Origin of the sequence: Shigella sp. FJ200513 (genome assembly GCF_040495915.1) — a bacterium.
In the GTDB taxonomy this organism is placed as follows: domain Bacteria; phylum Pseudomonadota; class Gammaproteobacteria; order Enterobacterales; family Enterobacteriaceae; genus ECMA0423.
In genome coordinates this window covers 1-25,819 of the sequence record NZ_JBDYCV010000057.1, presented here as the reverse complement: position 1 = coordinate 25,819, position 25,819 = coordinate 1, and the positions used below count along the sequence as shown (strand labels likewise).

At 49.0% G+C, this 25,819-nt stretch carries 21 protein-coding genes and 2 pseudogenes; 7 read left to right on the top strand and 16 right to left on the bottom strand.

Annotation, left to right across the window (positions count from 1 at the left end; translation table 11 throughout):
• The first annotated feature begins 83 nt into the window (after positions 1-83).
• Complete coding sequence (gene gdhA / locus ABZJ92_RS13355) at positions 84-1,277, top strand: NADP-specific glutamate dehydrogenase (protein ID WP_077696322.1); 1,194 nt, start codon at positions 84-86, stop codon at positions 1,275-1,277.
• Positions 1,278-1,393: 116 nt separating this feature from the next.
• Here the strand turns inward: gdhA and ABZJ92_RS13350 are convergent, their stop codons facing one another.
• The 4 genes from ABZJ92_RS13350 to ABZJ92_RS13335 form a co-directional block, all read right to left on the bottom strand.
• The gene (locus ABZJ92_RS13350) at positions 1,394-2,434 is read right to left on the bottom strand and encodes a DUF1266 domain-containing protein (RefSeq protein WP_000756955.1); all 1,041 of its coding nucleotides are present in this window, start codon (positions 2,432-2,434) and stop codon (positions 1,394-1,396) included.
• Positions 2,435-2,560: 126 nt separating this feature from the next.
• Entirely contained in the window at positions 2,561-4,522 is a 1,962-nt protein-coding gene (topB, locus tag ABZJ92_RS13345) for a DNA topoisomerase III (RefSeq protein ID WP_001235813.1), read from the bottom strand.
• A gap of 4 nt (positions 4,523-4,526) precedes the next feature.
• On the bottom strand, positions 4,527-5,570 hold the full coding sequence (gene selD, locus ABZJ92_RS13340) for a selenide, water dikinase SelD (protein ID WP_001370476.1): 1,044 nt from the start codon (positions 5,568-5,570) through the stop codon (positions 4,527-4,529).
• 116 nt (positions 5,571-5,686) lie between these two features.
• Complete coding sequence (locus ABZJ92_RS13335; protein WP_000339264.1) at positions 5,687-6,238, bottom strand: NAD(P)H nitroreductase; 552 nt, start codon at positions 6,236-6,238, stop codon at positions 5,687-5,689.
• 160 nt (positions 6,239-6,398) lie between these two features.
• Here ABZJ92_RS13335 and sppA point away from each other — a divergent pair, with 160 nt between their 5' ends.
• From sppA to pncA, 3 genes are all read left to right on the top strand, one after another.
• Positions 6,399-8,255, top strand: a complete 1,857-nt coding sequence (gene sppA / locus ABZJ92_RS13330; protein WP_001259829.1) for a signal peptide peptidase SppA — start codon at positions 6,399-6,401, stop codon at positions 8,253-8,255.
• Positions 8,256-8,421: 166 nt separating this feature from the next.
• Positions 8,422-9,438, top strand: a complete 1,017-nt coding sequence (gene ansA / locus ABZJ92_RS13325) for an asparaginase (RefSeq protein ID WP_001170174.1) — start codon at positions 8,422-8,424, stop codon at positions 9,436-9,438.
• A gap of 10 nt (positions 9,439-9,448) precedes the next feature.
• Entirely contained in the window at positions 9,449-10,090 is a 642-nt protein-coding gene (gene pncA, locus ABZJ92_RS13320) for a bifunctional nicotinamidase/pyrazinamidase (RefSeq protein WP_001120538.1), read from the top strand.
• Positions 10,091-10,182: 92 nt separating this feature from the next.
• On the opposite strand, the gene ABZJ92_RS13315 is transcribed toward pncA, so the two are convergent.
• From ABZJ92_RS13315 to msrB, 10 genes and pseudogenes are all read right to left on the bottom strand, one after another.
• On the bottom strand, positions 10,183-11,541 hold the full coding sequence (locus tag ABZJ92_RS13315) for an MFS transporter (protein WP_005062509.1): 1,359 nt from the start codon (positions 11,539-11,541) through the stop codon (positions 10,183-10,185).
• Between the two features lie 117 nt (positions 11,542-11,658).
• Positions 11,659-12,417 carry a DeoR/GlpR family DNA-binding transcription regulator gene (locus ABZJ92_RS13310; protein ID WP_000719101.1) on the bottom strand — a complete coding sequence of 253 codons (759 nt, stop codon included), beginning with the start codon at positions 12,415-12,417 and terminating at the stop codon, positions 11,659-11,661.
• A gap of 136 nt (positions 12,418-12,553) precedes the next feature.
• Positions 12,554-13,534 (bottom strand): NADH-dependent methylglyoxal reductase, encoded by a 981-nt coding sequence (ydjG, locus tag ABZJ92_RS13305; RefSeq protein WP_000723702.1) that lies wholly within the window; start codon positions 13,532-13,534, stop codon positions 12,554-12,556.
• Between the two features lie 9 nt (positions 13,535-13,543).
• Complete coding sequence (locus ABZJ92_RS13300; protein WP_005049924.1) at positions 13,544-14,491, bottom strand: sugar kinase; 948 nt, start codon at positions 14,489-14,491, stop codon at positions 13,544-13,546.
• Between the two features lie 4 nt (positions 14,492-14,495).
• Positions 14,496-15,332, bottom strand: coding sequence for a ketose-bisphosphate aldolase (locus ABZJ92_RS13295; RefSeq protein WP_000878905.1), 837 nt, complete (start codon positions 15,330-15,332; stop codon positions 14,496-14,498).
• 20 nt (positions 15,333-15,352) lie between these two features.
• Positions 15,353-16,398 (bottom strand): annotated as a pseudogene (locus tag ABZJ92_RS13290) (NAD(P)-dependent alcohol dehydrogenase).
• Between the two features lie 16 nt (positions 16,399-16,414).
• On the bottom strand, positions 16,415-17,794 hold the full coding sequence (locus ABZJ92_RS13285; protein WP_000435276.1) for an MFS transporter: 1,380 nt from the start codon (positions 17,792-17,794) through the stop codon (positions 16,415-16,417).
• A 26-nt stretch (positions 17,795-17,820) separates the two neighbouring features.
• The gene (locus ABZJ92_RS13280; protein WP_000645228.1) at positions 17,821-18,897 is read right to left on the bottom strand and encodes a zinc-binding dehydrogenase; all 1,077 of its coding nucleotides are present in this window, start codon (positions 18,895-18,897) and stop codon (positions 17,821-17,823) included.
• Between the two features lie 369 nt (positions 18,898-19,266).
• A complete protein-coding gene (locus tag ABZJ92_RS13275; protein WP_001046790.1) occupies positions 19,267-19,539 on the bottom strand; it encodes a YeaC family protein in 273 nt (90 codons plus the stop codon).
• A 41-nt stretch (positions 19,540-19,580) separates the two neighbouring features.
• On the bottom strand, positions 19,581-19,994 hold the full coding sequence (gene msrB / locus ABZJ92_RS13270) for a peptide-methionine (R)-S-oxide reductase MsrB (RefSeq protein ID WP_001284613.1): 414 nt from the start codon (positions 19,992-19,994) through the stop codon (positions 19,581-19,583).
• 341 nt (positions 19,995-20,335) lie between these two features.
• Here msrB and gapA point away from each other — a divergent pair, with 341 nt between their 5' ends.
• Positions 20,336-21,331, top strand: coding sequence for a glyceraldehyde-3-phosphate dehydrogenase (gene gapA / locus ABZJ92_RS13265; protein ID WP_000153502.1), 996 nt, complete (start codon positions 20,336-20,338; stop codon positions 21,329-21,331).
• An 83-nt stretch (positions 21,332-21,414) separates the two neighbouring features.
• Positions 21,415-22,299, top strand: a complete 885-nt coding sequence (locus ABZJ92_RS13260; RefSeq protein ID WP_001343163.1) for a D-hexose-6-phosphate mutarotase — start codon at positions 21,415-21,417, stop codon at positions 22,297-22,299.
• 50 nt (positions 22,300-22,349) lie between these two features.
• Here the strand turns inward: ABZJ92_RS13260 and ABZJ92_RS13255 are convergent, their stop codons facing one another.
• Together ABZJ92_RS13255 and mipA are read right to left on the bottom strand one after the other, a co-directional pair.
• Positions 22,350-23,111 carry an aldo/keto reductase gene (locus tag ABZJ92_RS13255; RefSeq protein WP_001186355.1) on the bottom strand — a complete coding sequence of 254 codons (762 nt, stop codon included), beginning with the start codon at positions 23,109-23,111 and terminating at the stop codon, positions 22,350-22,352.
• A gap of 89 nt (positions 23,112-23,200) precedes the next feature.
• Positions 23,201-23,947: a scaffolding protein MipA gene (gene mipA, locus ABZJ92_RS13250; RefSeq protein WP_000163771.1), complete on the bottom strand. Its 747-nt coding sequence runs from the start codon at positions 23,945-23,947 to the stop codon at positions 23,201-23,203.
• 435 nt (positions 23,948-24,382) lie between these two features.
• Here mipA and yeaG point away from each other — a divergent pair.
• Positions 24,383-25,747, top strand: a pseudogene (yeaG, locus tag ABZJ92_RS13245) (protein kinase YeaG); the annotation flags it as partial.
• Positions 25,748-25,819: the final 72 nt, after the last annotated feature.

Genomic DNA, 25,819 nt, shown 5'->3' with positions numbered 1-25,819 from the left:
TAGTCTAAAAACTAGTATTAAGACTATCACTTAAATAAGTGATACTGGTTGTCTGGAGATTCAGGGGGCCAGTCTAGTCATTACTGGAGCGTCTGGTTGAACCGGAGCGCGTGATCCAGTTTCGCGTGGTATGGGTTGATGATCGCAACCAGATACAGGTCAACCGTGCATGGCGTGTGCAGTTCAGCTCTGCCATCGGCCCGTACAAAGGCGGTATGCGCTTCCATCCGTCAGTTAACCTTTCCATTCTCAAATTCCTCGGCTTTGAACAAACCTTCAAAAATGCCCTGACTACCCTGCCGATGGGCGGTGGTAAAGGCGGCAGCGATTTCGATCCGAAAGGAAAAAGCGAAGGTAAAGTGATGCGTTTTTGCCAGACGCTGATGACTGAACTGTATCGCCACCTGGGCGCGGATACCGACGTTCCGGCAGGTGATATCGGCGTTGGTGGTCGTGAAGTCGGCTTTATGGCGGGGATGATGAAAAAGCTCTCCAACAATACCGCCTGCGTCTTCACCGGTAAGGGCCTTTCATTTGGCGGTAGTCTTATTCGCCCGGAAGCTACCGGCTACGGTCTGGTTTATTTCACAGAAGCAATGTTAAAACGCCACGGTATGGGTTTTGAAGGGATGAGCGTTTCCGTTTCTGGCTCCGGCAACGTCGCCCAGTACGCTATCGAAAAAGCGATGGAATTTGGTGCTCGTGTGATCACTGCGTCAGACTCCAGCGGCACTGTAGTTGATGAAAGCGGATTCACGAAAGAGAAACTGGCACGTCTTATCGAAATCAAAGCCAGCCGCGATGGTCGAGCGGCAGATTACGCCAAAGAATTTGGTCTGGTCTATCTCGAAGGCCAACAGCCGTGGTCTGTACCGGTTGATATCGCCCTGCCTTGCGCCACCCAGAACGAACTGGATGTTGACGCCGCGCATCAGCTTATCGCCAATGGCGTTAAAGCCGTCGCTGAAGGGGCATATATGCCGACCACCATCGAAGCGACTGAACTGTTCCAGCAGGCAGGCGTACTGTTTGCACCGGGTAAAGCGGCTAATGCTGGCGGTGTAGCAACGTCGGGCCTGGAAATGGCACAAAACGCTGCGCGCCTGGGCTGGAAAGCCGAGAAAGTTGACGCACGTTTGCATCACATCATGCTGGATATCCACCATGCCTGTGTTGAGCATGGTGGTGAAGGTGAGCAAACCAACTACGTGCAGGGCGCGAACATTGCCGGTTTTGTGAAGGTTGCCGATGCGATGCTGGCGCAGGGTGTGATTTAAGTTGTAAATGCCTGATGGCGCTACGCTTATCAGGCCTACAGATGGGCACAATTCATTGCAGTTACGCTCTAATGTAGGCCGGTCAAGCGCAGCGCCCCCGGCAAAATTTCAGGCGTTTATGAGTATTTAACGGATGATGCTCCCCAGGGAACATTTCTTATGGGCCAACGGCATTTCTTACTGTAGTGCTCCCAAAACTGCTTGTCGTAACGATAACACGCTTCAAGTTCAGCATCCGTTAACTTTCTGCGATAGCAGCAGATATGCCAGTAAAGAAATCCCATTAGACTATTTTTTTGATAATCTTCTTCGCTTTCGAACAACTCGTGCGCCTTTCGAGAAGCAAGCATTATATAATGCCAGGCCAGTTCTTCTTCAATTGTCCCGTTTTGAAAAGCTGTGCTTGATATCGAGATCATCCATGATAATTCCGCCGCCCATATTAGCTTCGCCGAGGATTTACCGGAGCGATTATTAGCGCAATCAGAGATATAGTCTGAGGGAAAAACAGCAAATTTATTCAACAAGGCGATAACCTGCTCTGGGGCTTCCTCCATGTTTGCTTTAAAGGTATTGGCTCCATGGTCGCCAGAAAGAAAATGCTCCATTAAGGCACAATAACTTTCGCTATCTTCGATACCCCATTGATTCTCTAAAGACTCGCGTCTTTTACTGATGATATCGATCGAGTCAAAAGGAAGCACATGATATTGGAAGGTATCTTTGCCAGGTTCAGGCTTTCGCGGCCAGAACTCTAGCGTTTCAGACCATTGCTTATGATAGAATCGATAAGGTGCGATCAATTGTAGCGCCTGTAACTTCTCGATACTGAGCGGCTCAATACCTTTAGCCTGATAATAATGCAGTTGTTCTTTTTTTGCTTTAAAACCGGCCCGAACAATAAGCCCCATCATAATTAATAGATAAAGAAAAGAGCATCCCGCGGTAATCAGGCCTCTTTCATTCAAACCGTTGGATGTTATCGCTGCGAATACAAACATTACAGCGACAACACATGTTAAATAAAACCCCCACTTACAAAGCAGCATGGCCTTATTTTCTTTAATCACCCGTTCAAAATTACTATTAAATATTCCCCAGCCATTAAAAGAATACTTCTCGCTCCCAGGATGGTTTTGCAATAAAACTTTTTTCATCACATTCCCTGTTATTACATACTTTAGAGGCGATAATTTTATCCATGCAAAAAAATATCCAACGAACTTTCTTGATCCGCTGGATATTTCAGAATATGACTCGAATAGCACGAAAGATTCGCTCGCTTACGCTATCGCCCCGCTTCCGGCTTCATCTGCTGGCGGACTTTTTTTCGCACTACGTTTACGCGGTGCAGCCTTTTTCTTATCAGCACTGCCACCACTGCCCGGAGCCACAATGCCGCGAAACTGCCGCACCGGCGTACGTTTGGCTTGATCAATAAGCTGATATAGCGTCCCCACCAGCGGCTGCATAAAGTCCTGATAGCGACACTGCTTTTCGCTGATTTGCGTCAGCACCGATTCCCAGTGCGCGGTCATGTCCGGTCGCGTCGCCATTTCTGGCAGCGAATGGAATAACGCTTTTCCGGCGTCGGTGGAGTGGATATAGCGCCCTTTTTTGGTCAGAAAACCACGCTTGAACAGCAGTTCAATAATCCCGGCACGGGTTGCTTCTGTCCCCAGACCATCGGTCGCACGAAGGACCTTTTTCAGATCTTTGTCCTGCACAAAGCGCGCGATCCCGGTCATCGCCGAAAGCAGTGTTGCATCGGTAAAATGGCGCGGCGGCTGGGTTTGCCGCTCTACCACTTCACCTTTTTCACACAGCAACTCATCGCCTTTCGCCACCACAGGCAATGGCGTGCCGTCGTTTTCTTCATCGCGCTCTTTGCTGCCTAACAGCGTGCGCCAGCCTGCTTCAGCAAGAAAACGGGCTTTAGCGACAAATTTGCCTTTGGCAATGTCCAGTTCGATAACACACTTGCGGAACACCGCATCCGGGCAGAACTGCATCAGGTATTGACGGGCAATCAGGTTATAGACCTTCGCTTCGTTCTCCGTCAGGTTGATCGCAGAACTCCGTGCGGTCGGGATGATGGCGTGGTGCGCATCGACCTTTTTGTCATCCCAACAGCGGTTGCGTATATCTGGATCTACCACTGGCTGCGGCAACAGATCCGGTGCATGAACGCTGATGGCATTCATCACCGCGTGGCGTCCGGCAAAATGTTCTTCTGGCAAATAGCGACAATCGGAACGCGGATAAGTGATTAGCTTGTGCGTTTCGTACAGCTTCTGGCAGATATCAAGCACGTTCTGCGCGCTCAGACCGAAGCGTTTTGCCGCTTCAATCTGCAACGCCGAAAGCGAAAACGGCAGCGGCGCGGATTCTGATTCCCGTTTATCGTTATAGCTGGTGACAATAGCCGGTTGACCACTAATGCGGTTAACCACATGCTCCGCCAGTGGACGATGTAACAAGCGCCCTTCTTCATCCTGGTACGGTTCACACGCTTCGCTCGGTTGCCAGATAGCGGTAAACCGCTCATCGGCAGGTGTCACGATATGTGCTTTGACTTCAAAGAAGTCTTTCGCCACGAAGTTTTCAATCTCTTCATCGCGGCGCACCACCAGCCCGAGCACGGGTGTCTGCACGCGTCCCACGGAAAGTACGCCCTGATAACCGGCATTGCGACCGAGAATGGTATACGCACGGGTCATATTGATGCCGTACAGCCAGTCGGCACGCGCTCGCGCCAGCGCAGAAACGCACAATGGCACAAACTCACTGTTGGAACGAAGACGGTCGATCGCCCGCTCAACCGCCTGCGGGTTCAGGTCGTTTATCAAGCAACGCTGCACCTGCTGGCGCTTTTCCGGTGCCAGTTGCAGATAGTCCAGCACTTCATCCACCAGCAATTGCCCTTCACGATCCGGGTCCCCGGCGTGAACGATTTCGCTGGCTTCATGCAGGAAGCGTTTGATGACGTTAAGTTGTTTGGTCACGGAGGGTCGTGGCTGTAATTGCCACTTTTCCGGGACAATCGGCAAATCCGCAAGATTCCAGCGCGCATAGCGGCTGTCGTAGGCGTCTGGCTGCGCCTGCTCAAGCAGGTGACCGATACACCAAGTCACCACCTGACCATTACCGCACTCGATAAAGCCATCGCCTTTCCGGTGCGGTTTGGGCAGGACATCAGCAATGGCGCGCGCCAGACTCGGTTTTTCGGCAATAAACAACCGCATTAAATTAACGGATCTCAACCATGGCACGACCGCCGCGCGCTGGCACCAGTTCGCCAATCGCCGTCAGTTCAATGCCAAACTCGGCGGCTGTAGTTTTAACCTCATTTTCTGCTTCCGGCATGACCGCCAGCAGCAAACCGCCAGAAGTTTGCGGATCGCACAGCAGATCGCGCACTTCACGCGGCATTTCACCCATCAGATGACCGTAGCTGGCAAAGTTACGTTCAGTGCCGCCAGGTACTGCGCCCAACTTAATGTACTCTTCAACACCGGGGAGTTTCGGGATCGCTTCATAGTCGACGCGTGCCTGCACACCAGCCCCCTGACACATTTCGCTCAAGTGGCCCAGCAGACCAAAGCCCGTAACGTCGGTCATCGCTTTTACGCCTTCGATGTTGGCAAAGGACGCGCCTGCGATGTTCATCCGGCACATCACTTCCGTCGCCAGTCCCTGATGTTCTGGTTTCAACAGTGATTTTTTCTCAGCCGTGGTAAGAACGCCGATCCCCAGCGGTTTCGTCAGGAACAGTTTGCATCCGGCTTGTGCGGTACTGTTTTTCTTCACCCGCTCGGTCGGTACGATCCCCGTTACCGCCAGACCAAAAATCGGCTCCGGCGCATCGATGGAGTGACCGCCAGCCAGCGCAATACCCGCCTGACGGCATGCATAGCGTCCACCTTCGGTTACTTCGCGGGCAATTTCCGGGGAAAGTTTGTTAATCGGCCAGCCGAGGATCGCAATCGCCATAATCGGTTTGCCCCCCATCGCGAAGATATCGCTGATGGCGTTAGTCGCCGCAATGCGGCCAAAATCGAAAGGATTATCAACGATCGGCATAAAGAAGTCGGTGGTACTGATAACGCTGGTGCCATTGCCCAGATCGTACACCGCCGCATCGTCGCGGGTTTCATTACCCACAAGCAAATTCGGATCAACAAACTTCGCCTGCTCACTGTGCAGGATGGTTTCCAACACTTTTGGGGAAATTTTACAGCCGCAACCAGCTCCGTGGCTGTATTGGGTCAAACGAATCGAGTTCTCGCTCATGGACATCTCCTGTCAATGCAATCCGGGTATGGTAACCCTCATTCCGTGAAGTGATAAGTGAGAGTGTCTGAATTCCTGCGCCTTTGCTCACAATCCAGACAGTTTCGCGACAATTATCAGAAATAAGTTACAAACGGCGTCGGGTCCGGGACGTTAATCGACGTAGATGCTTTCAACTGCGGCGTGCCGAGGTAGAGAAAACCGACAATTTTATCCTGCTCACGGCAACCGAATGCTTCACGCACTACCGGACTTTCAGTTAATGCGCCACTGCGCCAGATGCCGCCAAATCCCTGGGCAACGGCTGCCATTTGCATCGCCATGACCGCGCATCCGGCAGACATTTCCTGTTCCCATCGCGGGACTTTATGATTTTCTTTGCATTTCGCCACCACCGTGATGATGAGCGGTGCGCGGAACGGCGCATTACGGGCTTTGTCGATAGCTTTATCATCACTACCGGCAGCAATCGCCCCCTGTTCCAGTACGGCGCTGAAACGCTCGCACCCTTCCCCTTCAATCACAAAAAAATGCCACGGTTGCATGGACTTATGGTCCGGCGCACGCATACCCGCACGCAGGATGTTTTGCAGTTGTTCACCCGTTGGCGCGGGTTCAGCCAGGCGGGAGGCGCTACGGCGATTGATCAATAGTTCGAGTGCATCCATTTGATTAACTCCTGTCGTGATATTTATTCACAAAATTAACACGAGAGTGGATTTTGTTACAGCACAGTCCGCAATTCCTGCTGACAAGTGCCGGTTGGGTCATTACGATAACCACATCTATTGCGCCTGTGACAGGTGTGACCTTAAGTTGGGAGAATACATGCGAACCCTTTGGCGATTTATTGCCGGATTTTTTAAATGGACGTGGCGTCTGCTGAATTTCGTCCGTGAAATGGTACTTAACCTGTTCTTTATTTTCCTCGTACTGGTTGGTGTGGGGATCTGGATGCAGGTCAGTGGTGGTGATTCGAAAGAAACGGCCAGTCGTGGCGCACTGCTGCTGGACATTTCTGGTGTGATCGTCGATAAACCAGACAGTTCTCAGCGGTTTAGTAAATTAAGCCGCCAGCTGCTTGGTGCCAGTTCCGATCGTCTGCAGGAAAACTCACTGTTTGATATCGTCAACACCATTCGCCAGGCGAAGGACGACCGCAATATCACCGGTATCGTGATGGATCTGAAAAACTTCGCAGGCGGCGACCAGCCGTCTATGCAGTACATCGGCAAAGCCCTGAAAGAGTTTCGTGACAGCGGGAAACCGGTTTATGCCGTTGGCGAGAACTACAGCCAGGGGCAATATTATCTCGCCAGTTTCGCCAATAAAATTTGGCTGTCACCGCAAGGCGTGGTTGATCTGCACGGTTTTGCTACCAACGGTCTGTACTACAAATCGTTGCTGGATAAGCTGAAAGTTTCCACCCATGTGTTCCGCGTGGGTACGTATAAATCTGCCGTTGAACCGTTTATTCGTGATGATATGTCACCGGCAGCCCGCGAAGCTGACAGCCGCTGGATTGGTGAGCTGTGGCAAAACTATCTGAATACTGTTGCCGCTAACCGGCAGATCCCTGCTCAGCAGGTATTCCCTGGCGCGCAAGGGTTGCTTGAGGGTTTAACCAAAACCGGTGGCGATACCGCGAAATATGCACTGGAAAACAAGCTGGTCGATGCACTGGCATCGAGTGCCGAAATCGAAAAAGCTCTGACCAAAGAGTTCGGCTGGAGTAAGACTGATAAAAATTATCGCGCCATCAGTTATTACGATTACGCATTGAAAACGCCGGCAGATACCGGTGACAGCATCGGTGTCGTCTTCGCTAATGGCGCAATTATGGATGGCGAGGAAACTCAGGGGAATGTTGGCGGTGATACCACTGCGGCACAAATCCGCGACGCTCGCCTTGACCCGAAAGTGAAAGCGATTGTCCTGCGTGTTAATAGCCCAGGCGGCAGCGTTACCGCGTCTGAAGTGATTCGCGCTGAACTGGCAGCAGCCCGGGCAGCGGGTAAGTCTGTGGTTGTATCGATGGGCGGCATGGCGGCATCTGGTGGTTACTGGATTTCCACGCCAGCTAATTACATTGTGGCTAACCCCAGCACCCTGACCGGTTCTATCGGTATCTTCGGCGTGATCACCACCGTAGAAAATAGTCTGGATTCGATTGGTGTTCATACTGATGGTGTCTCAACTTCACCGCTGGCGGATGTTTCTATCACCAGGGCACTGCCGCCGGAAGCGCAGCAGATGATGCAATTAAGCATTGAGAATGGCTATAAACGCTTTATCACGCTGGTTGCTGATGCGCGTCATTCGACGCCGGAGCAAATTGATAAAATCGCCCAGGGCCACGTCTGGACCGGTCAGGATGCAAAAGCTAACGGGCTGGTCGATAGTCTCGGGGATTTCGATGATGCGGTTGCCAAAGCAGCAGAGCTCGCAAAAGTGAAACAGTGGCATCTGGAATACTACGTTGATGAACCGACCTTCTTCGACAAAGTGATGGACAACATGTCTGGTTCTGTCCGGGCAATGTTGCCAGATGCGTTCCAGGCCATGTTACCTGCACCGCTTGCCTCGGTAGCCTCTACCGTTAAAAGTGAAAGCGACAAGCTGGCCGCGTTTAACGACCCACAAAACCGTTATGCGTTTTGCCTGACCTGCGCCAACGTGCGTTAAGTCTTGTACTGAGTGGCCGACAGATCGTCGGCCACATTATTTTTTACCTCGACGAATCCTCTTCCCGCTGTCTCGCCCCATATTTCCTTATCCGCATAGTATCAGGTGCGCTCCTCCTGCCTCACGTATATACTTTTGCTCTTTCGATATCATTCATATCAATATCATGCAAAAGAAATCAATTTACGTCGCCTACACGGGCGGGACCATCGGGATGCAGCGTTCCGAGCAGGGTTATATTCCGGTGTCAGGTCATCTACAACGCCAACTGGCGCTGATGCCGGAATTCCATCGCCCGGAGATGCCAGATTTCACCATTCATGAATATACGCCGTTGATGGATTCTTCTGATATGACGCCGGAAGACTGGCAGCATATTGCTGAAGATATTAAAGCGCACTATGACGACTATGATGGTTTTGTCATTCTACACGGTACCGACACGATGGCGTATACCGCCTCTGCGCTGTCGTTCATGCTCGAGAATCTCGGTAAACCGGTCATTGTGACAGGGTCACAAATCCCGCTGGCTGAGTTACGCTCTGACGGACAAATTAATCTGCTGAATGCGTTGTACGTTGCGCCGAATTATCCGATCAACGAAGTAACGCTCTTTTTCAATAACCGATTGTATCGCGGCAACCGCACTACCAAAGCCCATGCCGATGGTTTTGATGCGTTTGCCTCTCCAAACCTTCCTCCGTTACTGGAAGCTGGTATCCATATTCGTCGTTTGAATACGCCACCCGCCCCGCACGGTGAAGGGGAATTAATCGTTCATCCAATCACGCCACAACCAATTGGCGTGGTGACGATTTATCCAGGGATTTCTGCTGACGTCGTGCGCAATTTTCTGCGCCAACCGGTGAAAGCATTGATTCTGCGCTCCTATGGCGTGGGTAATGCGCCACAAAACAAAGCCTTCCTGCAGGAATTACAAGAAGCCAGCGATCGCGGTATTGTGGTGGTCAACCTGACACAATGTATGTCCGGTAAAGTGAATATGAGTGGTTATGCCACCGGTAACGCCCTCGCCCATGCCGGCGTTATTGACGGTGCAGATATGACTGTAGAAGCCACGCTAACCAAACTGCATTACCTGCTGAGCCAGGAACTGGATACTGAAACCATTCGCAAGGCCATGAGCCAAAACCTGCGCGGCGAACTGACGCCGGATGATTAAGGAGACTGCAATGCCCCATCGCGCCCTGTTACTGGTCGATTTACAAAATGATTTCTGTGCTGGTGGCGCGCTCGCCGTACCGGAAGGTGACAGTACGGTGGAGGTTGCTAACCGCCTTATTGACTGGTGCCAGTCGCGCGGAGAAGCGGTTATCGCCAGCCAGGACTGGCATCCGGCGAATCACGGCAGCTTTGCCAGCCAGCACGGCGTAGAGCCTTATACGCCAGGCCAACTCGGCGGCCTGCGGCAAACTTTCTGGCCTGAACACTGTGTGCAGAACAGTGAAGGCGCACAATTACATCCGTTACTGAATCAAAAAGAGATCGCAGCGGTGTTCCATAAAGGCGAAAATCCTTTAGTTGACAGTTACAGTGCCTTTTTTGATAACGGACGTCGGCAGAAAACCGCGCTTGATGACTGGTTGCGCGATCATGAAATCGATGAATTGATCGTTATGGGCCTGGCTACTGACTATTGCGTGAAGTTTACCGTGCTGGACGCGTTACAGTTAGGTTATAAGGTAAACGTGATTACCGATGGCTGTCGTGGCGTGAATATCCAGCCCCAGGACAGTGCACACGCGTTTATGGAGATGTCAGCAGCTGGGGCAACGCTATATACGCTGGCAGACTGGGAAGAGACGCAGGGGTAATTTTACGCTGGCCTACAATTCTGTACTGGCATTGTAGGCCAAATAAAACACGTCAGTGGTACATCTGGCAATTGATGCCATCAACGAAAGATTTAATTCACCTCAGAAATCTCTTCCAGCGACACCTTCCGCGTTTCGATGCCAAAAATGGAGAGAACCAGCGCACAGAGCACTAACATGACACCAAGCACCATAAACACCGTGATCGACCCATAATGTGTTAATAATGCCGCAACGCCATAGGGCGTGAAAACTGCGACGATCCGTCCGACGGCATTAACGAAACCCGAACCGCGCAGGCGTAAATGCGTTGGCCAAAGCTCCGGGATATAAACCGCCGACGCGAAGCAAACATACATGTATAAAAAGAAGATCATCACCAGACCATAGATTAAAATCGCCCACTCTGTAGTCTGACTTGAATAGATATAGCCTAACACGGCAATAATAATAAGTAAGGCGGAGCCAAATAATCGACGAGGAAAATGATCAATAATTAATGCCGCAATAAATATTCCTACCGGAGCACCAATCATAATAACAGCGGTCATTAATATTGATTTATCGACATCAATGCCGGAGTTAACAAATATGGTCGGTATCCATACGGTAATGGTATAAAGCGAAATGTTCATTGCAATTAAAACAGTTATCGCAACTAATGTACGTCGTAACATTTCCCCTTTAAACAGGAGCCTGAAGGTACCCTTGATTACCTTAACCTTGCTGTTGCTCTGGTTCAAAGTAAGCTGGGGTAAACGAATACTCTTCTCCCTTTCAATTTGCTGCTCTACTTCACGAAGTTGGCTTTCTGCACCGGCGATTTGCCCTTTCCCTTCCAGCCATCGTGGCGACTCGATAAAGTATTTACCTGAGAGAAACCAGGCTAACAGTATGCCAATACCACCCAGAAGAAACATTATTCGCCAACTAAAAAAAGCGATAACCACCACGCCTATCGCCGCAGACAGCATGGGCGACCAGTTACCAACAAATGAGAGCCGCGCGGACCATTTTCCACGCACCGTCGCGGGGATAAACTCCGTAAATGAGGCATAGCCAACCATAATCAGCGCCCCCATTCCTGTTCCCATCAGGAAGCGAAAGAAAATGAGCCAGTACATATCAGGGACAAAAGCGGCCCCTGTTGCAGCAATACCGACGATGAGAAGATTTATGCGAAACGCCCTGCGCCGCCCAAAGTAGTCACCAATAAACCCACCAGTAAGTGAGCCGATGAAATAACCAAACATTAATGCCGAGGTAAAGGCGGCATAGAGGAAATTATTTGACCATCCATTGCTTACCAGCTTTGCTAAGACGACATTACCTGAGTAACTCAAAAACCCCGTTAATAACAGACTAAAGCTTATTATACCAAATATACGATAATGAAACCGGGCCAAAGGCAAGCGGTCCAGTCTTGCGCCAATTTGATCATATTGTTCCATTGGGTGCCTCGGATTTGCTATAAAAGGTAGCAATTGCGGCAAATTCACTTGCCGCATCTTTATCATCATTTTATTTCCAGTCGCAGGAACAAATAATATTGACAACGTGTGCTTAAATTACCACACCAGCTGGATATTATTGTCTTTGCAAAATGCTATCCACTCTGCACCCGGTGATTTATCAGTTATTATATAATTAATATGACTAAAGTCAGCTAACTGGACAAAAGCTTTACGATCAAACTTAGAGTGATCAACCAATAACGCAACTTCTGTCGCCTGACGGATCATTGTCTTTTTGATTTCAGCTTCCGCTTCATTAGAGTCCAGCGCGCCGCTGTTAATATCAAGACCTTTACAACTCATTACCATGATATCGACATGGTAGCGGCTGATGATCTCTTTAGTAATTCTTCCTTGCAGGGAAAGTGTATTTTTGTTTAGTTCCCCACCCGTTGAAACGACTTTAATTTCTGACTGAGCCAGAACATGAATCGCTTCCGCCGAGTTGGTTAGCAACGTCAGGTCACTACGGTCCTGTAACAATTTGAGCAATTCCATTACGGTACTACTGGAATCGGCTGCCATGGTGGTTTTATTGTCGATAAAGGGTAGTGCCTTGCGTGCAATAAGCAGCTTCTCTTCATAAAACGATGAAGCGCGCTTATAAAAATGGATATTCTCCGTCAACACCGCTGTATTTAAAACAGCACCACCATAGGTTCTGGTCAAAAAGCCTTCATCTTCCAGCTTCTCAAGATCGCGGCGAATGGTTTCTTCGGTTACCTGAAAAATCCCACTCAAATTTGAGACTGTCACCTTTTTATCGTTGGCAACCATTTGCTTAATTGCCTGAATCCTGTCTTTTGCCGCCACGATTACACCCCTGTATCTTTTTACATCACATTAGCGCGATTATCGCATAACCGATGTTTACTTTCAAAATAACCTATTTGAATCACAGATTTTCATCACAGTTTTCACAGAAACAGAGGTGAATCGTGTTGAGTATTTAACGCTCCAGGGCCTCTGCCATTTCCCTCATCAATGTTGCGTCTGCATCCGATAAGTTGATATTCAGTGCCGCGACATTTTCGCGTACCTGTTCCGGTGCAGTAGCCCCACTAAGAATGGAGATTAAATCACTCTGTTTTAATATCCACGCCAGTGCCAGAGTGGGAATTGTGCACTGATAACGAGCACAAAGTGGCTGCCACTGTTCAAGCATATCAATCACTTTCAGCATGTTTTCACGCTGGAACCAGACTTTATTTGCCCGAGCGCCGCCCGGAACGTAATCACGAGTGATAGTGCCGGTCAACAATCCCTGCTCTAGCGGGGAATAAACCTGAACCACAATGCCATTATCACGACATAGCGGCAGCAGTTCGTTTTCCATTGCCCGGTCGAGAATACTGTATTTCGCCTGAATAATATCCAGTTCACCATATTGCAGATACTCGCGGATATGGTCAGCATCGACGTTAGCAGCGCCTATAGCGCGAATTTTCCCTTCAGCCTTTAACTCATTAAGCACTGCGACAGTTTCAGCTATCGGCGTAAAAAATGGCGGCACCGACTGCCAGTGCGTCATATAGATATCGATGTAATCAATACCCAGACGTTGCAAGCTGGCTTCTACCTCTTCGCGGATAGATTCCGGGGAAAGGTTTTTATACAACTGCCGATCGCCAACTTTGTTGAATAAACTTCCTTTTCGTTCCCAGACAATGCCGCATTTGGTTTCTACTACAACCTGTTCACGGGGCAGTTTTTTTAACGCCTGACCGACGATAACTTCACTATTGCCAAAGTTATATCCTAGCGCAGTATCAATCAGATTAATGCCACAACGATGGGCTTCAAGAATCGTATCAATACATATTTGCCGATCGAGATCGCCATTCCATGCAGGACCGCCGCCAATGGCCCATGTCCCCAACCCCATTCGCGAAAGCGTTATATCCGTCGTGCCTAAAGGTATCTTTTTCATTTGCCTTCATTATCCTTCGTATTCTTCCAGCAATTGTTCGACCAGCTTTCTGTTTTTTACGCCGGTGGTGGCACCGACGCTTAGAACCGAGATAGCCGCCGTTGCATTGGCAAAGCGTGCGCATTCACGCAGATTTTTGCCTTCTAACAGTGCCGCAATAAAACCTGAAGCAAAGTTATCGCCCGCGCCAATGGTGTCGATGGCGGTTATTCCTGCGACCGCCGGCACCTTCATCGTCATGTCACCACGCTTGATAAAGCAGCCGTCTTTACCCGTTTTAATCACCACCGTTTTTACGCCGCACGCAAGAAAGCAGTCAGCAATTTCATCCAGTGTCTCTTTCCCTGTGAGTAATTTTTCCTCGGCAAAATTTGGAAACAGATAATCGACATAACTCAATGCTTCGCAAATATCATCCAGCGTTTCATTCAACCGCGGTTTGATCATATCGGCACAAATGATCATCTGCCGGGCTTTCGCTTGCGTAAAAATTTCTGTTAGCGCTTTACCATCCAATAGAGGACTGTTGAAAATACTGGCCAGTGATAATAATTTCGCCTGAGGAAACCGCGCAAAATCAACATCGTCAATATTTAATTTCCACAAACTGCCGTTACGGTTCGTGACAAACGTCCGCTCGCCATCCTCCGTCACCAGTCCAACGTTAATAGATGTATCTATGCTGACGTCCTGTTTCAGGCTTTGAATATCAATATTCTCTTTGCGACAATGGTCGAGAATAAATTGCCCTGAGGCATCTTTACCAATGCGGCTCATTAATGCGGTACGATGCCCCAGACGAGAAATAATTGTTGCTTCATTTATTGCATCGCCCCCGGTGCTCATTGCGATTCTTTCAAGAGGATAAGAATCCACATCAAAGATATTTTTACTGACCGGTTGTAATGGAATATCAACAATAGCGGCACCTATACAAATAACGTCGAGATTATCCATATCATTATTCCGCTTTGCCATCAGAACCGAACAGTTCAATTTTTTCCAATGCCCGTTCTTTTACAGCTTTACGTACTTCACGTTCTAAATGCAGGAAAGGCTGATCCTGGTTTTCTTTCACTGCTACCATTGCGGCCTGACAGAGCTCCGTATGAATGTTGATTTTCGCAATACCCAACGAAATTGCAGTTTTAATGTCGGCATCACTGATCCCCGATGCGCCATGCAAAACCAGCGGAACAGAAACAGCATCGCGTACGCGTTTGACGACCTCAAAGTTCAATTGCGGCTCTGACGTATAAACCCCATGCTGGTTGCCGATGGCGACAGCCAATGAGTCACAGCCCGTACGTTCAACAAATTCAGCCGCCTGGTCAGGATCGGTATAGTGATAGCCCGCCAGCGCTTCCTCATAAACGGTTTCATTACCGACATGCCCTAATTCCGCCTCTACCGGAATACCCAGCGGATGAAAGAAATCAACAGCCTCTTTGGTTAAACGAATATTTTCTTCGAAATCAAATGCAGAAGCATCACGCATTAATGAATTCATACCATGAGTCCAGGCGTTATGAATAATCTCAATACTCCGACCATGATCCCAATGAGTTATTACCGGCACCGTTGCTTTTTGTGCCATTGATACCATCATGTGAGAGAAATCTTCAAATGAGGTGTTACCGACAAAACCTGTACTAAAAGAAATAATAACCGGGGATTTCGCTTCTTCGGCTGCGTCTTTAACGCCCATCAACATTTCTGCATTCCATACGTTAAAATGGGCAATTGCATAATATTTATTTGTGGCATCGTTTTCCCAATATCTGATATCTGCGAGCATGTTCTGTTCTCCCGTATTAATTAATCGCTAATTTTAATAACGCCTTTAATAATGTCGCGTTTGTTGTTAACTGACTCTTCAAATGCCTGTTGTACATCCCGATAATCGTAAATATGCGTCACCATCGATTTCACATCGAATCGCCCTGAAGAAATAGCTTCAATCGTGACCGGATAACGATTGGCATAGCGGAATACCGTCTGGATAGTGACTTCGCGATTGATTTTGAGGAAATTGATTGCCGAATCGCCGGGTACAGTACCAACAATCATAATTTTACCGCCGCGCATTACCAGATTAAAGGTGCCTGTTTAACGGTGACCGCAGAACCCGCTGTTTCGAAAACAATATCTGCGCCCATGTCTTCGGTAAATTGCTGACAGCGTGCAATAGTGTCCTCTTTTGCGCCATTAATAACCACTGTCGCACCAGGCTGTTCCCCTATTGCCAGACGTTTTTCCAGTACATCAACGACGGCAATTTCCGTTGCGCCCAGGCATTTGCACGCTTGCAACGTCATCAAACCAATACAACCTGCTCCCAGAATAATTATCTTCTTACCCGGTTTAACATCTGCCAGCATCGCGGCATGCATCCCGACTGCGGCAGGCTCCACCAGCGCCCCTTCCATCGTGTCCATATTGTCGGGCAGTTTGTAAGTAAAGCTCTCCGGATGACACAGATAGTGCGTTAATGCGCCGCGGTAGTTGGGTTGTGTCGCCATAAAATCAACGTCCGGGCAGATGTTATATTTGCCTTCCAGACAGTAACGACAGTGACCGCAAGGAACGCCAGGTTCGATATTTACCCGATCCCCCGGTTTAAATTTGCGCACGCGGCTTCCCACAGCCACAACCGTCCCGGCGCATTCATGACCCAGGCCAATTTCTTGATTTGGGTCTTTAGGCGGAATAAACGGGCCTGATTCAAAACCATGTACATCTGAACCACAAATACCGACATATTCTACTTTAATCAAAACTTCATCTTCTTTAGGCACTGGTATTTCTGCTGAAATAATTTTCATTGTGCCCGGCACCTGCAATATTGCTTTTGAATTTTTCATTTTGAATCCACCCGTATTATTTATTGGCTACTGCATCAATACTTAAACTTTCAACGGAGACACCTTTGGTTTCAATTCCAATGGTGGCGATAGCAATTGCGACAATATTTGAAACAGCCCCCAGAAGAATAAAGACTCCCGTTACACCATAACTACTGAGCAGCACTGCAACGGCATAAGGTGCGGCAATACCACTGATTCGCCCTACCGCATTCGCCAGACCGGAGCCACGGAGTTTGGCCTCTGTCGGCCAGATTTCAGGGACATACACTGCCGAGGCATAGCAAACGTACATATAGACGAAAGTAATCAGGAAGAAACCAATCAGCGTTATGAGCAACATACTGGTTTGCAGTGAATAGATATATCCGAGCACCGCAATCAGGATTAATAGCCCCACACCCATTGTTTTACGCGGAATTTTATCCATCACCAGCATGGCAATAAAAATACCAAATGGCGCGCCAAACATACTCATGGTATTTAAAACAATCGAGTCTTTTAAATTAATCCCCTGGGTCATGAATATTGTTGGCAACCAGTTAATTAGTGTGTACTGCACAACGTTCATGGTAATCAGCACACAAGAGCCTAATATCACGCGTTTCAGTAATACTCCTGTCAGTAAGGCTGAATACGGCACCGCTTGTGGCGCTTTACCGTCATCAGCAATAACCACAGGCGGCAAAGGTTTACCCGTCTGGCGTATGACGCCTTCTTCTATACTCCGCATGACTTTCTCGGCTTCCTGATACCGTCCGCGCGATTCCAGCCAGCGCGGGGATTCAGGAAAGTAGCGCCAGGCCAGCGCCGTAGCGATAAGCGACAATATTGCAGGAATAAGCAGTTGTACCCGCCAGTTCCACTCTGCACTAATCAGCGGCGTGAGTCCCATCGCAATCAGTGAGCAGAGCGGATATGACCAGTTGCCAATAAAGGAAACCCGACTGGACCACGTTCCGCGATTTCTACCGGGCATATATTCGGTGAAACCAGCAAACAGTGTAACCAGTAAAGCTCCCAGCCCAACGTCCATCACAAAACGGCAGGCAATAAGAAAATCCATATTCGGTGAGAAAGCACCGACAACCATCGAGGCAATATGAATGGCCTCATAGAGGATGAACGCATTTCTGCGACCGGTTTTGTCGCCAATGATGCCGCCCACCAGCGCACCGAGAAACATTCCGGCGGTCGTGATTGCTGAGAATGTGGCTGTAGTGGAATTATCTGTCCAGCCCAACGCTTTCAGCTGCGCGAGGATCAAGCCACCAACGGCATTACTCCAGCAGACAAGCAAGCCAAACGCGACGATGGCAAACATTGACGAATGCCAGCGGCAATCCGGTAAGCGATCCAGCCGTGCACCACAATGCGGTTTTGTTATCTGTTCCATGCGATAACGTTCCTTCAGGAGAGTAGTTATTCATCAAAGTCGTAAGTCATGATCACTTTGATTGCGGTTTTATCGACCATCGCATCAAACCCTTCGCGCCATTGCGACAGGCCGATACGATGCGTGATCATCGGTTTGACTTTGATAGCGCCGCTGGCTAATAGCCGGATAGCGTTACGCCATGAGGTGGAGTCATAGGCCATATGCCCAATGATGCTTTTATTCCAGGCGGTAATGTCATTAATCGAGAAATCAAGAGGTTTGAAGCCCATTCCAACGCGTACCACTTCCCCATTCGGGCGGAGCATTTCGATGGCTTGTTTCAGTGCGATATTGGCACCGGAGCATTCAATCACCAGTCCCAGATTATCTTTGCCACAAATTTGCTGGCAGCGCGCCACCACATCTTCGGTAGAACCATTTACTACTGCCGTCGCCCCCAGTTCTTTTGCAACCGGGAAGCGGACCGCCACATCTTCTTGCAGACCAACGACGACGATATTTACCGCCCCCATAATCCGCGCCATTTGTACGGAAAACAGCCCGAGTGGGCCAGTGCCAATGACGACAACATCCTGACCAGGAAGGAATTTCGATTGCTGCGCGATGGATTTATAGGCATTACAGATAGGGTCAAGTACGGCTGCGTCCTCATAATCAACACCATCAGGGATTTCCCACAACGCATGACGATGAATTTTGAGAATTTCACCAGGAACCAGACAATATTTGGAAAAACCACCGCCCCAGGTATTGTTATCCAGACCAAGGTTTACTTTTTCTGTACAACACAGAAAATCACCCTGTTCACAGGCCGGACAAACGCCGCAAACGTGACCGCTGTTATCCGACACGACGCGTTGCCCCACTTTCCAGTCTTTGACTTTTTCACCAACCTGCGCAATACAACCTGCGAACTCATGGCCGCGGATAGAGTTAAACTCATCAGAACCGCTATCGACATTGTAGTGCTTCATGTCTGCGCCGCAGATTGCCGCGGCTTTAATTTCAGTCACTACGTCTTCCGGGCCACAAATGGGTTGTGGGACATGAATCATCTTGTAGCCGCCAAAGGCCTTGCCAAACCGAGCCAGTGCTTTCATTGCGTCATCCTCTGTGTTTTGTTTTGCTTAGATGGCCATCATACTTACCCACATGATTTTTGAGGTCAATATTAAATCTGCACAACACAGATAATGACCTGCATTTTACAACTCAAATCACAATTACGCAGAAAATGGCTGGGTCTGTTACAGGTTGGTGGAAGGCGGGACGCAAAAAGAGCAAATTCGAGAGGGATTACCGGCCAAATAGGTCTGAGACTTAAGTTCAGGAGAAGTCATTCAGGCGTGAACGCGACTGCAAGAGATCGGACTGGGACTTAGCCAGGTCGGGTCGAGATAATTGAGACGAGTCGTGGGGTCATTGTTGGCTATCCCCTTCATAGCCGCGGCAAAAAGGGGATGAACCACTTACTTAAACATGGCAATAGGCTTTGCTGAGATACCAAAATCTTCTTTTAACTGCTGTTTGCTCTTCATGACCATCTGACCATTTGTGTCAATTGTCATATGCTGTGCTTCGGTATTATGGCGGGCTTGCCACAGCATCACCAGTTGCAGGCAATTCTCTTTTTGTTCCTCGGTCAACGCAACGCCATCAGGCCATTTCCCCAGTTCAACGGCGGTCGACAAACGCTGGTATACCTCAGGCGTCATGCTGTTGATAATGTCATCAAGATTCATAATTTTTCCGCTCCTGTGGAATAAGTTGCTGAATCGTTTTTTCAACCGTTGATTTCTTCGCCGTTTTCGCCATCAGTGAAGCGTAAAGAAGCAGAGTTAACACAATAACGTTCGCCTGTTGGTTGCGGCCCGTCGGGAAAGACATGCCCCAGATGGGCATCACAGTTACCGCAACGAATTTCTATGCGCTGCATTCCATGTGACAAGTCTTTGATATAACGAATGGATTCTTCACTCACCGGTTCGTAGAAACTGGGCCAGCCACAGCCGGAATCATACTTGGTTTCGGAATGAAACAGCGGGGCATCGCAGATCAAACAGTGATATACGCCGTCACGCTTGTTATGCAGTAAACGACCCGTAAATGGCGGTTCTGTCCCATGATTCTGCGTCACGTAAAACTGCATCTCGGACAAATTTTTTTTCAGTTCTTCTGCCGAAGGTTTATTCGCCATTTACTCACATCTCACTTTAATCGTGCTCACATTACGTGACTGATTCTAACAAAACATTAACACCAACTGGCAAAATTTTGTCCTAAACTTGATCTCGACGAAATGGCTGCACCTAAATCGTGATGAAAATCACATTTTTATCGTAATTGCCCTTTAAAATTCGGGGCGCCGACCCCATGTGGTCTCAAGCCCAAAGGAAAAGTGAGGCGAGTCAGTCGCGTAATGCTTAGGCACAGGATTGATTTGTCGCAATGATTGACACGATTCCGCTTGACGCTGCGTAAGGTTTTTGTAATTTTACAGGCAACCTTTTATTCACTAACAAATAGCTGGTGGAATATATGACTATCAAAGTAGGTATCAACGGTTTTGGCCGTATCGGTCGCATTGTTTTCCGTGCTGCTCAGAAACGTTCTGACATCGAGATCGTTGCAATCAACGACCTGTTAGACGCTGATTACATGGCATACATGCTGAAATATGACTCCACTCACGGCCGTTTCGACGGTACCGTTGAAGTGAAAGACGGTCATCTGATCGTTAACGGTAAAAAAATCCGTGTTACCGCTGAACGTGATCCGGCTAACCTGAAATGGGACGAAGTGGGTGTTGACGTTGTCGCTGAAGCAACTGGTCTGTTCCTGACTGACGAAACTGCTCGTAAACACATCACCGCTGGTGCGAAGAAAGTGGTTATGACTGGTCCGTCTAAAGACAACACTCCGATGTTCGTTAAAGGCGCTAACTTCGACAAATATGCTGGCCAGGACATCGTTTCCAACGCTTCCTGCACCACCAACTGCCTGGCTCCGCTGGCTAAAGTTATCAACGATAACTTCGGCATCATCGAAGGTCTGATGACCACCGTTCACGCTACTACCGCTACTCAGAAAACCGTTGATGGCCCGTCTCACAAAGACTGGCGCGGCGGCCGCGGCGCTTCCCAGAACATCATCCCGTCCTCTACCGGTGCTGCTAAAGCTGTAGGTAAAGTACTGCCAGAACTGAATGGCAAACTGACTGGTATGGCGTTCCGCGTTCCGACCCCGAACGTATCCGTAGTTGACCTGACCGTTCGTCTGGAAAAAGCTGCAACTTACGAGCAGATCAAAGCTGCCGTTAAAGCTGCTGCTGAAGGCGAAATGAAAGGCGTTCTGGGCTACACCGAAGATGACGTAGTATCTACCGATTTCAACGGCGAAGTTTGCACTTCCGTGTTCGATGCTAAAGCTGGTATCGCTCTGAACGACAACTTCGTGAAACTGGTATCCTGGTACGACAACGAAACCGGTTACTCCAACAAAGTTCTGGACCTGATCGCTCACATCTCCAAATAAGTTGAGATGACACTGTGATCTAAAAAGAGCGACTTCGGTCGCTCTTTTTTTTACCTGATAAAATGAAGTTAAAGGACTGCGTCATGATTAAGAAAATTTTTGCCCTTCCGGTCATCGAACAAATCTCCCCTGTCCTCTCCCGTCGTAAACTGGATGAACTGGACCTCATTGTGGTCGATCATCCCCAGGTAAAAGCCTCTTTTGCATTACAGGGCGCACACCTTCTCTCGTGGAAACCTGCGGGTGAAGAAGAAGTTCTGTGGTTGAGCAACAACACACCGTTCAAAAATGGCGTCGCTATTCGCGGTGGCGTACCGGTTTGCTGGCCGTGGTTTGGTCCGGCGGCACAACAAGGTCTGCCTGCGCACGGTTTTGCCCGCAACCTGCCGTGGACGCTGAAATCACATCATGAAGATGCTGATGGCGTAGCGCTGACTTTTGAATTGACACAAAGCGAAGAGACGAAAAAATTCTGGCCGCACGACTTTACGCTGTTAGCGCATTTCCGCGTGGGTAAAACCTGTGAAATCGATCTTGAATCACATGGCGAATTTGAAACCACCTCTGCCCTGCATACCTACTTTAACGTGGGTGATATCGCTAAGGTAAGCGTCAGTGGGCTGGGCGATCGCTTCATTGATAAAGTGAATGACGCGAAAGAAGATGTACTGACCGACGGTATTCAGACCTTCCCTGACCGTACCGATCGCGTGTATCTGAATCCGCAAGATTGCAGCGTGATTAATGATGAAGCGCTGAATCGTATTATCGCCGTAGGCCACCAGCATCATCTGAACGTTGTCGGCTGGAACCCGGGACCGGCGCTTTCAGTTAGCATGGGCGACATGCCGGACGATGGCTACAAGACCTTTGTTTGTGTAGAAACGGCTTACGCTTCAGAAACGCAAAAAGTCACCAAAGAGAAACCTGCACATCTGGCGCAATCCATTCGCGTTGCCAAACGTTAATTTGCGTTAATGTTGTGTGCCGGGTGCGATGCATCCGGCACGTATCAACATCACACCATATCCAGCGCAGTTTTTCCTTTTGGTGCCGGATATGCCTTATCCAGCATAGCTAATTCCGCTGACGAAAGTTCGACCTCAAGCGCAGCTGCATGTTGTTGGACATGTGCAATTTCGTTGACTACCGCGTTTTTTAACAGTCCATTGCGCAACCGCCCGGCCTGGGCTAATGGACTGTAAGCCATCACCGGCATCTGCTGTTGCTGGCACCAGGGGAGTAGATCGTACTCAATCCCTCGTGAACCGAGATGGTAAAGCACCTGATTAGTGGCACACTGATTTCCCCCCGGCAGCTGCCAGAGTTCCTGCATATCGGCATAACCAAGGTTAGAAACGCCCCAGCGACGGATTTTTCCCTGGGCGATCAATTTTTCCATCGCAGCAACAGTCTCTTCAAAAGCGAAACTGCCAGACCAGTGTAATAAGTAGAGATCGAGATAGTCAGTATTGAGACGGCGTAAACTGGCTTCGCATGCATTTATCGCTTTTTGCCCGCCAGCATTCCACGGATAGACTTTAGAGACGAGAAAGACCTTCTCTCGCAGACCGGTTAATGCTTCCCCAACCACCTTTTCGGCACCGCCATCGGCATACATTTCGGCGGTATCAATGAGGGTTAAACCGAGTTCAATGCCTGCGCGTAGTGCAGCAACTTCTGTTTTGCGCTGACTGGCATCTTCGCCCATATACCATGTTCCCTGCCCTATGGCTGGCAGTGAGACATCGCCACTAAATTGAATCATTTTTTGTTGCATTGTTTCCTCCCAGGTATTGCACCACCGTAATGCAAAACAGGGCGTGACGCCCTGTTTTTATGCACAAAATGCCCTGGAAAGATGCATTATCAGAATTTGTAGGTGATCCCGGTAGAAATCAGGCCAGTCCAGGATTTATCCACCATCGGGCTGTCAGTAACTTCATCAGACAGACGGGTGTAGCGCGCGGTACCGTAAACACTCCAGTCGCCGAGGAAGTTGTAGCTGGCGCTCAGCTCAAGGTAAGGGCTCCAGCTGTCATTCGGGTTATAGCCACGCAGACCGCTGCGAGCGGACTCTTTGCGCGATACGCCATAATAGTATTCGTTCTGGTTTTCGCTGTTCCACTGCACACCAATACCCGGAGTCACGGTCAGGCCACCGTTGGTGTAACGATACAACCAGGCCATATCCCAGACAATGCCGTTGCTGTTATCCAGGGTATCGCCAGCCAGGGTGGTACGCAGGTAACCGTACTGGGTAAAGTGAGCATAAGACAGACCAGCCATCATGGTGCTCTTACGGTCATCCAGGTGACGCATTTGGTGATCGCCACTGTCTTTCGCTTTGAAGTAAAGCGGCGACCAGTAAGCGGTAATTGAAAGTTTATCCGTTGCGTCATTCCACAGGTAGTAACCACCACCTAAGCCACGGAACCAGAAGTTATCGCCTTCATAGTTGATTACCGGTACTGGGTAAACATCGGTATCGTAATCTTTATATGGGTGCTCAACGACACCTACGCCTGCGCCCAGGGAAAATTTACCTTCAGCGTGCGCTACGCCTGCAGACGTTGCGATAAGCACTCCAAGTGCCAGAAGTTTGAGTTTGGTCACAATTAATCATTCCTTAAACAAATGTTTAGCGGGCGACAAAGTTTACCCGTCAATACATCGAAACCCAACCTTTTTACGTTTTCATTTTTTAAAGTAACTGTTTAATTTTCCTGCCGCGGATGACACCGCGCTTACAGCCAAATGGATTTAGCGTTACTGGCGAGCCTGGTCTTTACATTAATTATGCAAAATTTATGGATGAGTTGTTGATATGCCATTGAAATTAAGAAAGCCGTGCAGGCAAGTTTTCCATTTGCCATCTACGCTTAATTTTGAAGGTGTATCACCGGGCACGTTGTTCTCATCGTCGATAAAATGGCATGAGAGTTGCTGTGTTTTAGCAAGAGACGTCGTTCAGTTTACCTCTTCCGGGAGCCTCTACTATTCATATGAACGGCTCTTAACCTGTGCTAAAAAACGAAAGGACGGCATACCATGAATATATTCGATCACTATCGCCAGCGATATGAAGCTGCCAAGGACGAAGAGTTCACACTGCAGGAGTTTCTTACCACTTGTCGGCAAGATCGCAGTGCTTATGCCAACGCGGCTGAGCGGCTATTGATGGCTATCGGTGAGCCTGTCATGGTCGATACAGCCCAGGACCCCAGACTTTCTCGACTCTTTTCTAACCGGGTCATTGCACGTTATCCGGCATTTGAAGAGTTTTACGGCATGGAAGACGCGATTGAACAGATTGTCTCTTATCTGAAACACGCGGCTCAGGGGCTGGAAGAGAAGAAACAAATCCTGTATCTGCTGGGGCCTGTGGGTGGGGGTAAATCATCGCTTGCTGAGCGACTGAAATCATTAATGCAGCTCGTACCGATTTATGTATTGAGCGCCAACGGTGAGCGTAGCCCGGTCAACGATCATCCGTTCTGTCTTTTCAATCCGCAGGAAGATGCTCAGATTCTGGAAAAAGAGTATGGCATTCCTCGCCGTTATCTCGGCACCATCATGTCGCCATGGGCGGCAAAACGCCTGCATGAATTTGGTGGCGATATCACTAAGTTCCGGGTAGTGAAGGTCTGGCCGTCAATTCTGCAACAAATTGCTATCGCCAAAACGGAACCCGGTGATGAGAACAACCAGGACATCTCCGCGCTGGTTGGGAAAGTCGATATTCGTAAACTCGAACACTACGCGCAGAATGACCCGGACGCCTACGGCTATTCCGGTGCGCTGTGCCGCGCCAATCAGGGGATCATGGAATTCGTTGAGATGTTTAAAGCACCGATAAAAGTGCTGCATCCCTTGTTAACCGCCACTCAGGAAGGTAACTACAACGGGACGGAAGGTATCTCCGCCCTGCCGTTCAACGGGATTATTCTCGCCCACTCGAACAAGTCCGAATGGGTCACTTTCCGTAATAACAAAAACAACGAAGCCTTCCTCGACCGTGTTTACATCGTGAAGGTGCCGTATTGCTTGCGCATTTCCGAAGAGATCAAAATCTACGAGAAATTGCTTAATCACAGTGAATTGACTCACGCCCCATGCGCCCCTGGCACGCTCGAAACACTGTCACGTTTTTCCATTCTTTCGCGCCTGAAAGAGCCAGAAAACTCCAGCATTTATTCAAAGATGCGGGTTTATGATGGCGAAAGTCTGAAAGACACCGATCCGAAAGCCAAGTCGTATCAGGAATATCGTGACTACGCCGGTGTCGATGAAGGGATGAACGGTCTGTCGACGCGTTTTGCGTTTAAGATCCTCTCCCGCGTGTTCAACTTCGATCATGTAGAAGTGGCGGCAAACCCGGTCCATCTGTTCTACGTCCTGGAACAGCAGATTGAGGTGTACTGGCAATAGCGGACACTACCATTTGTTCTTTTTTTAAGCAGCCATCTGATGATATTTTTCCCTGAA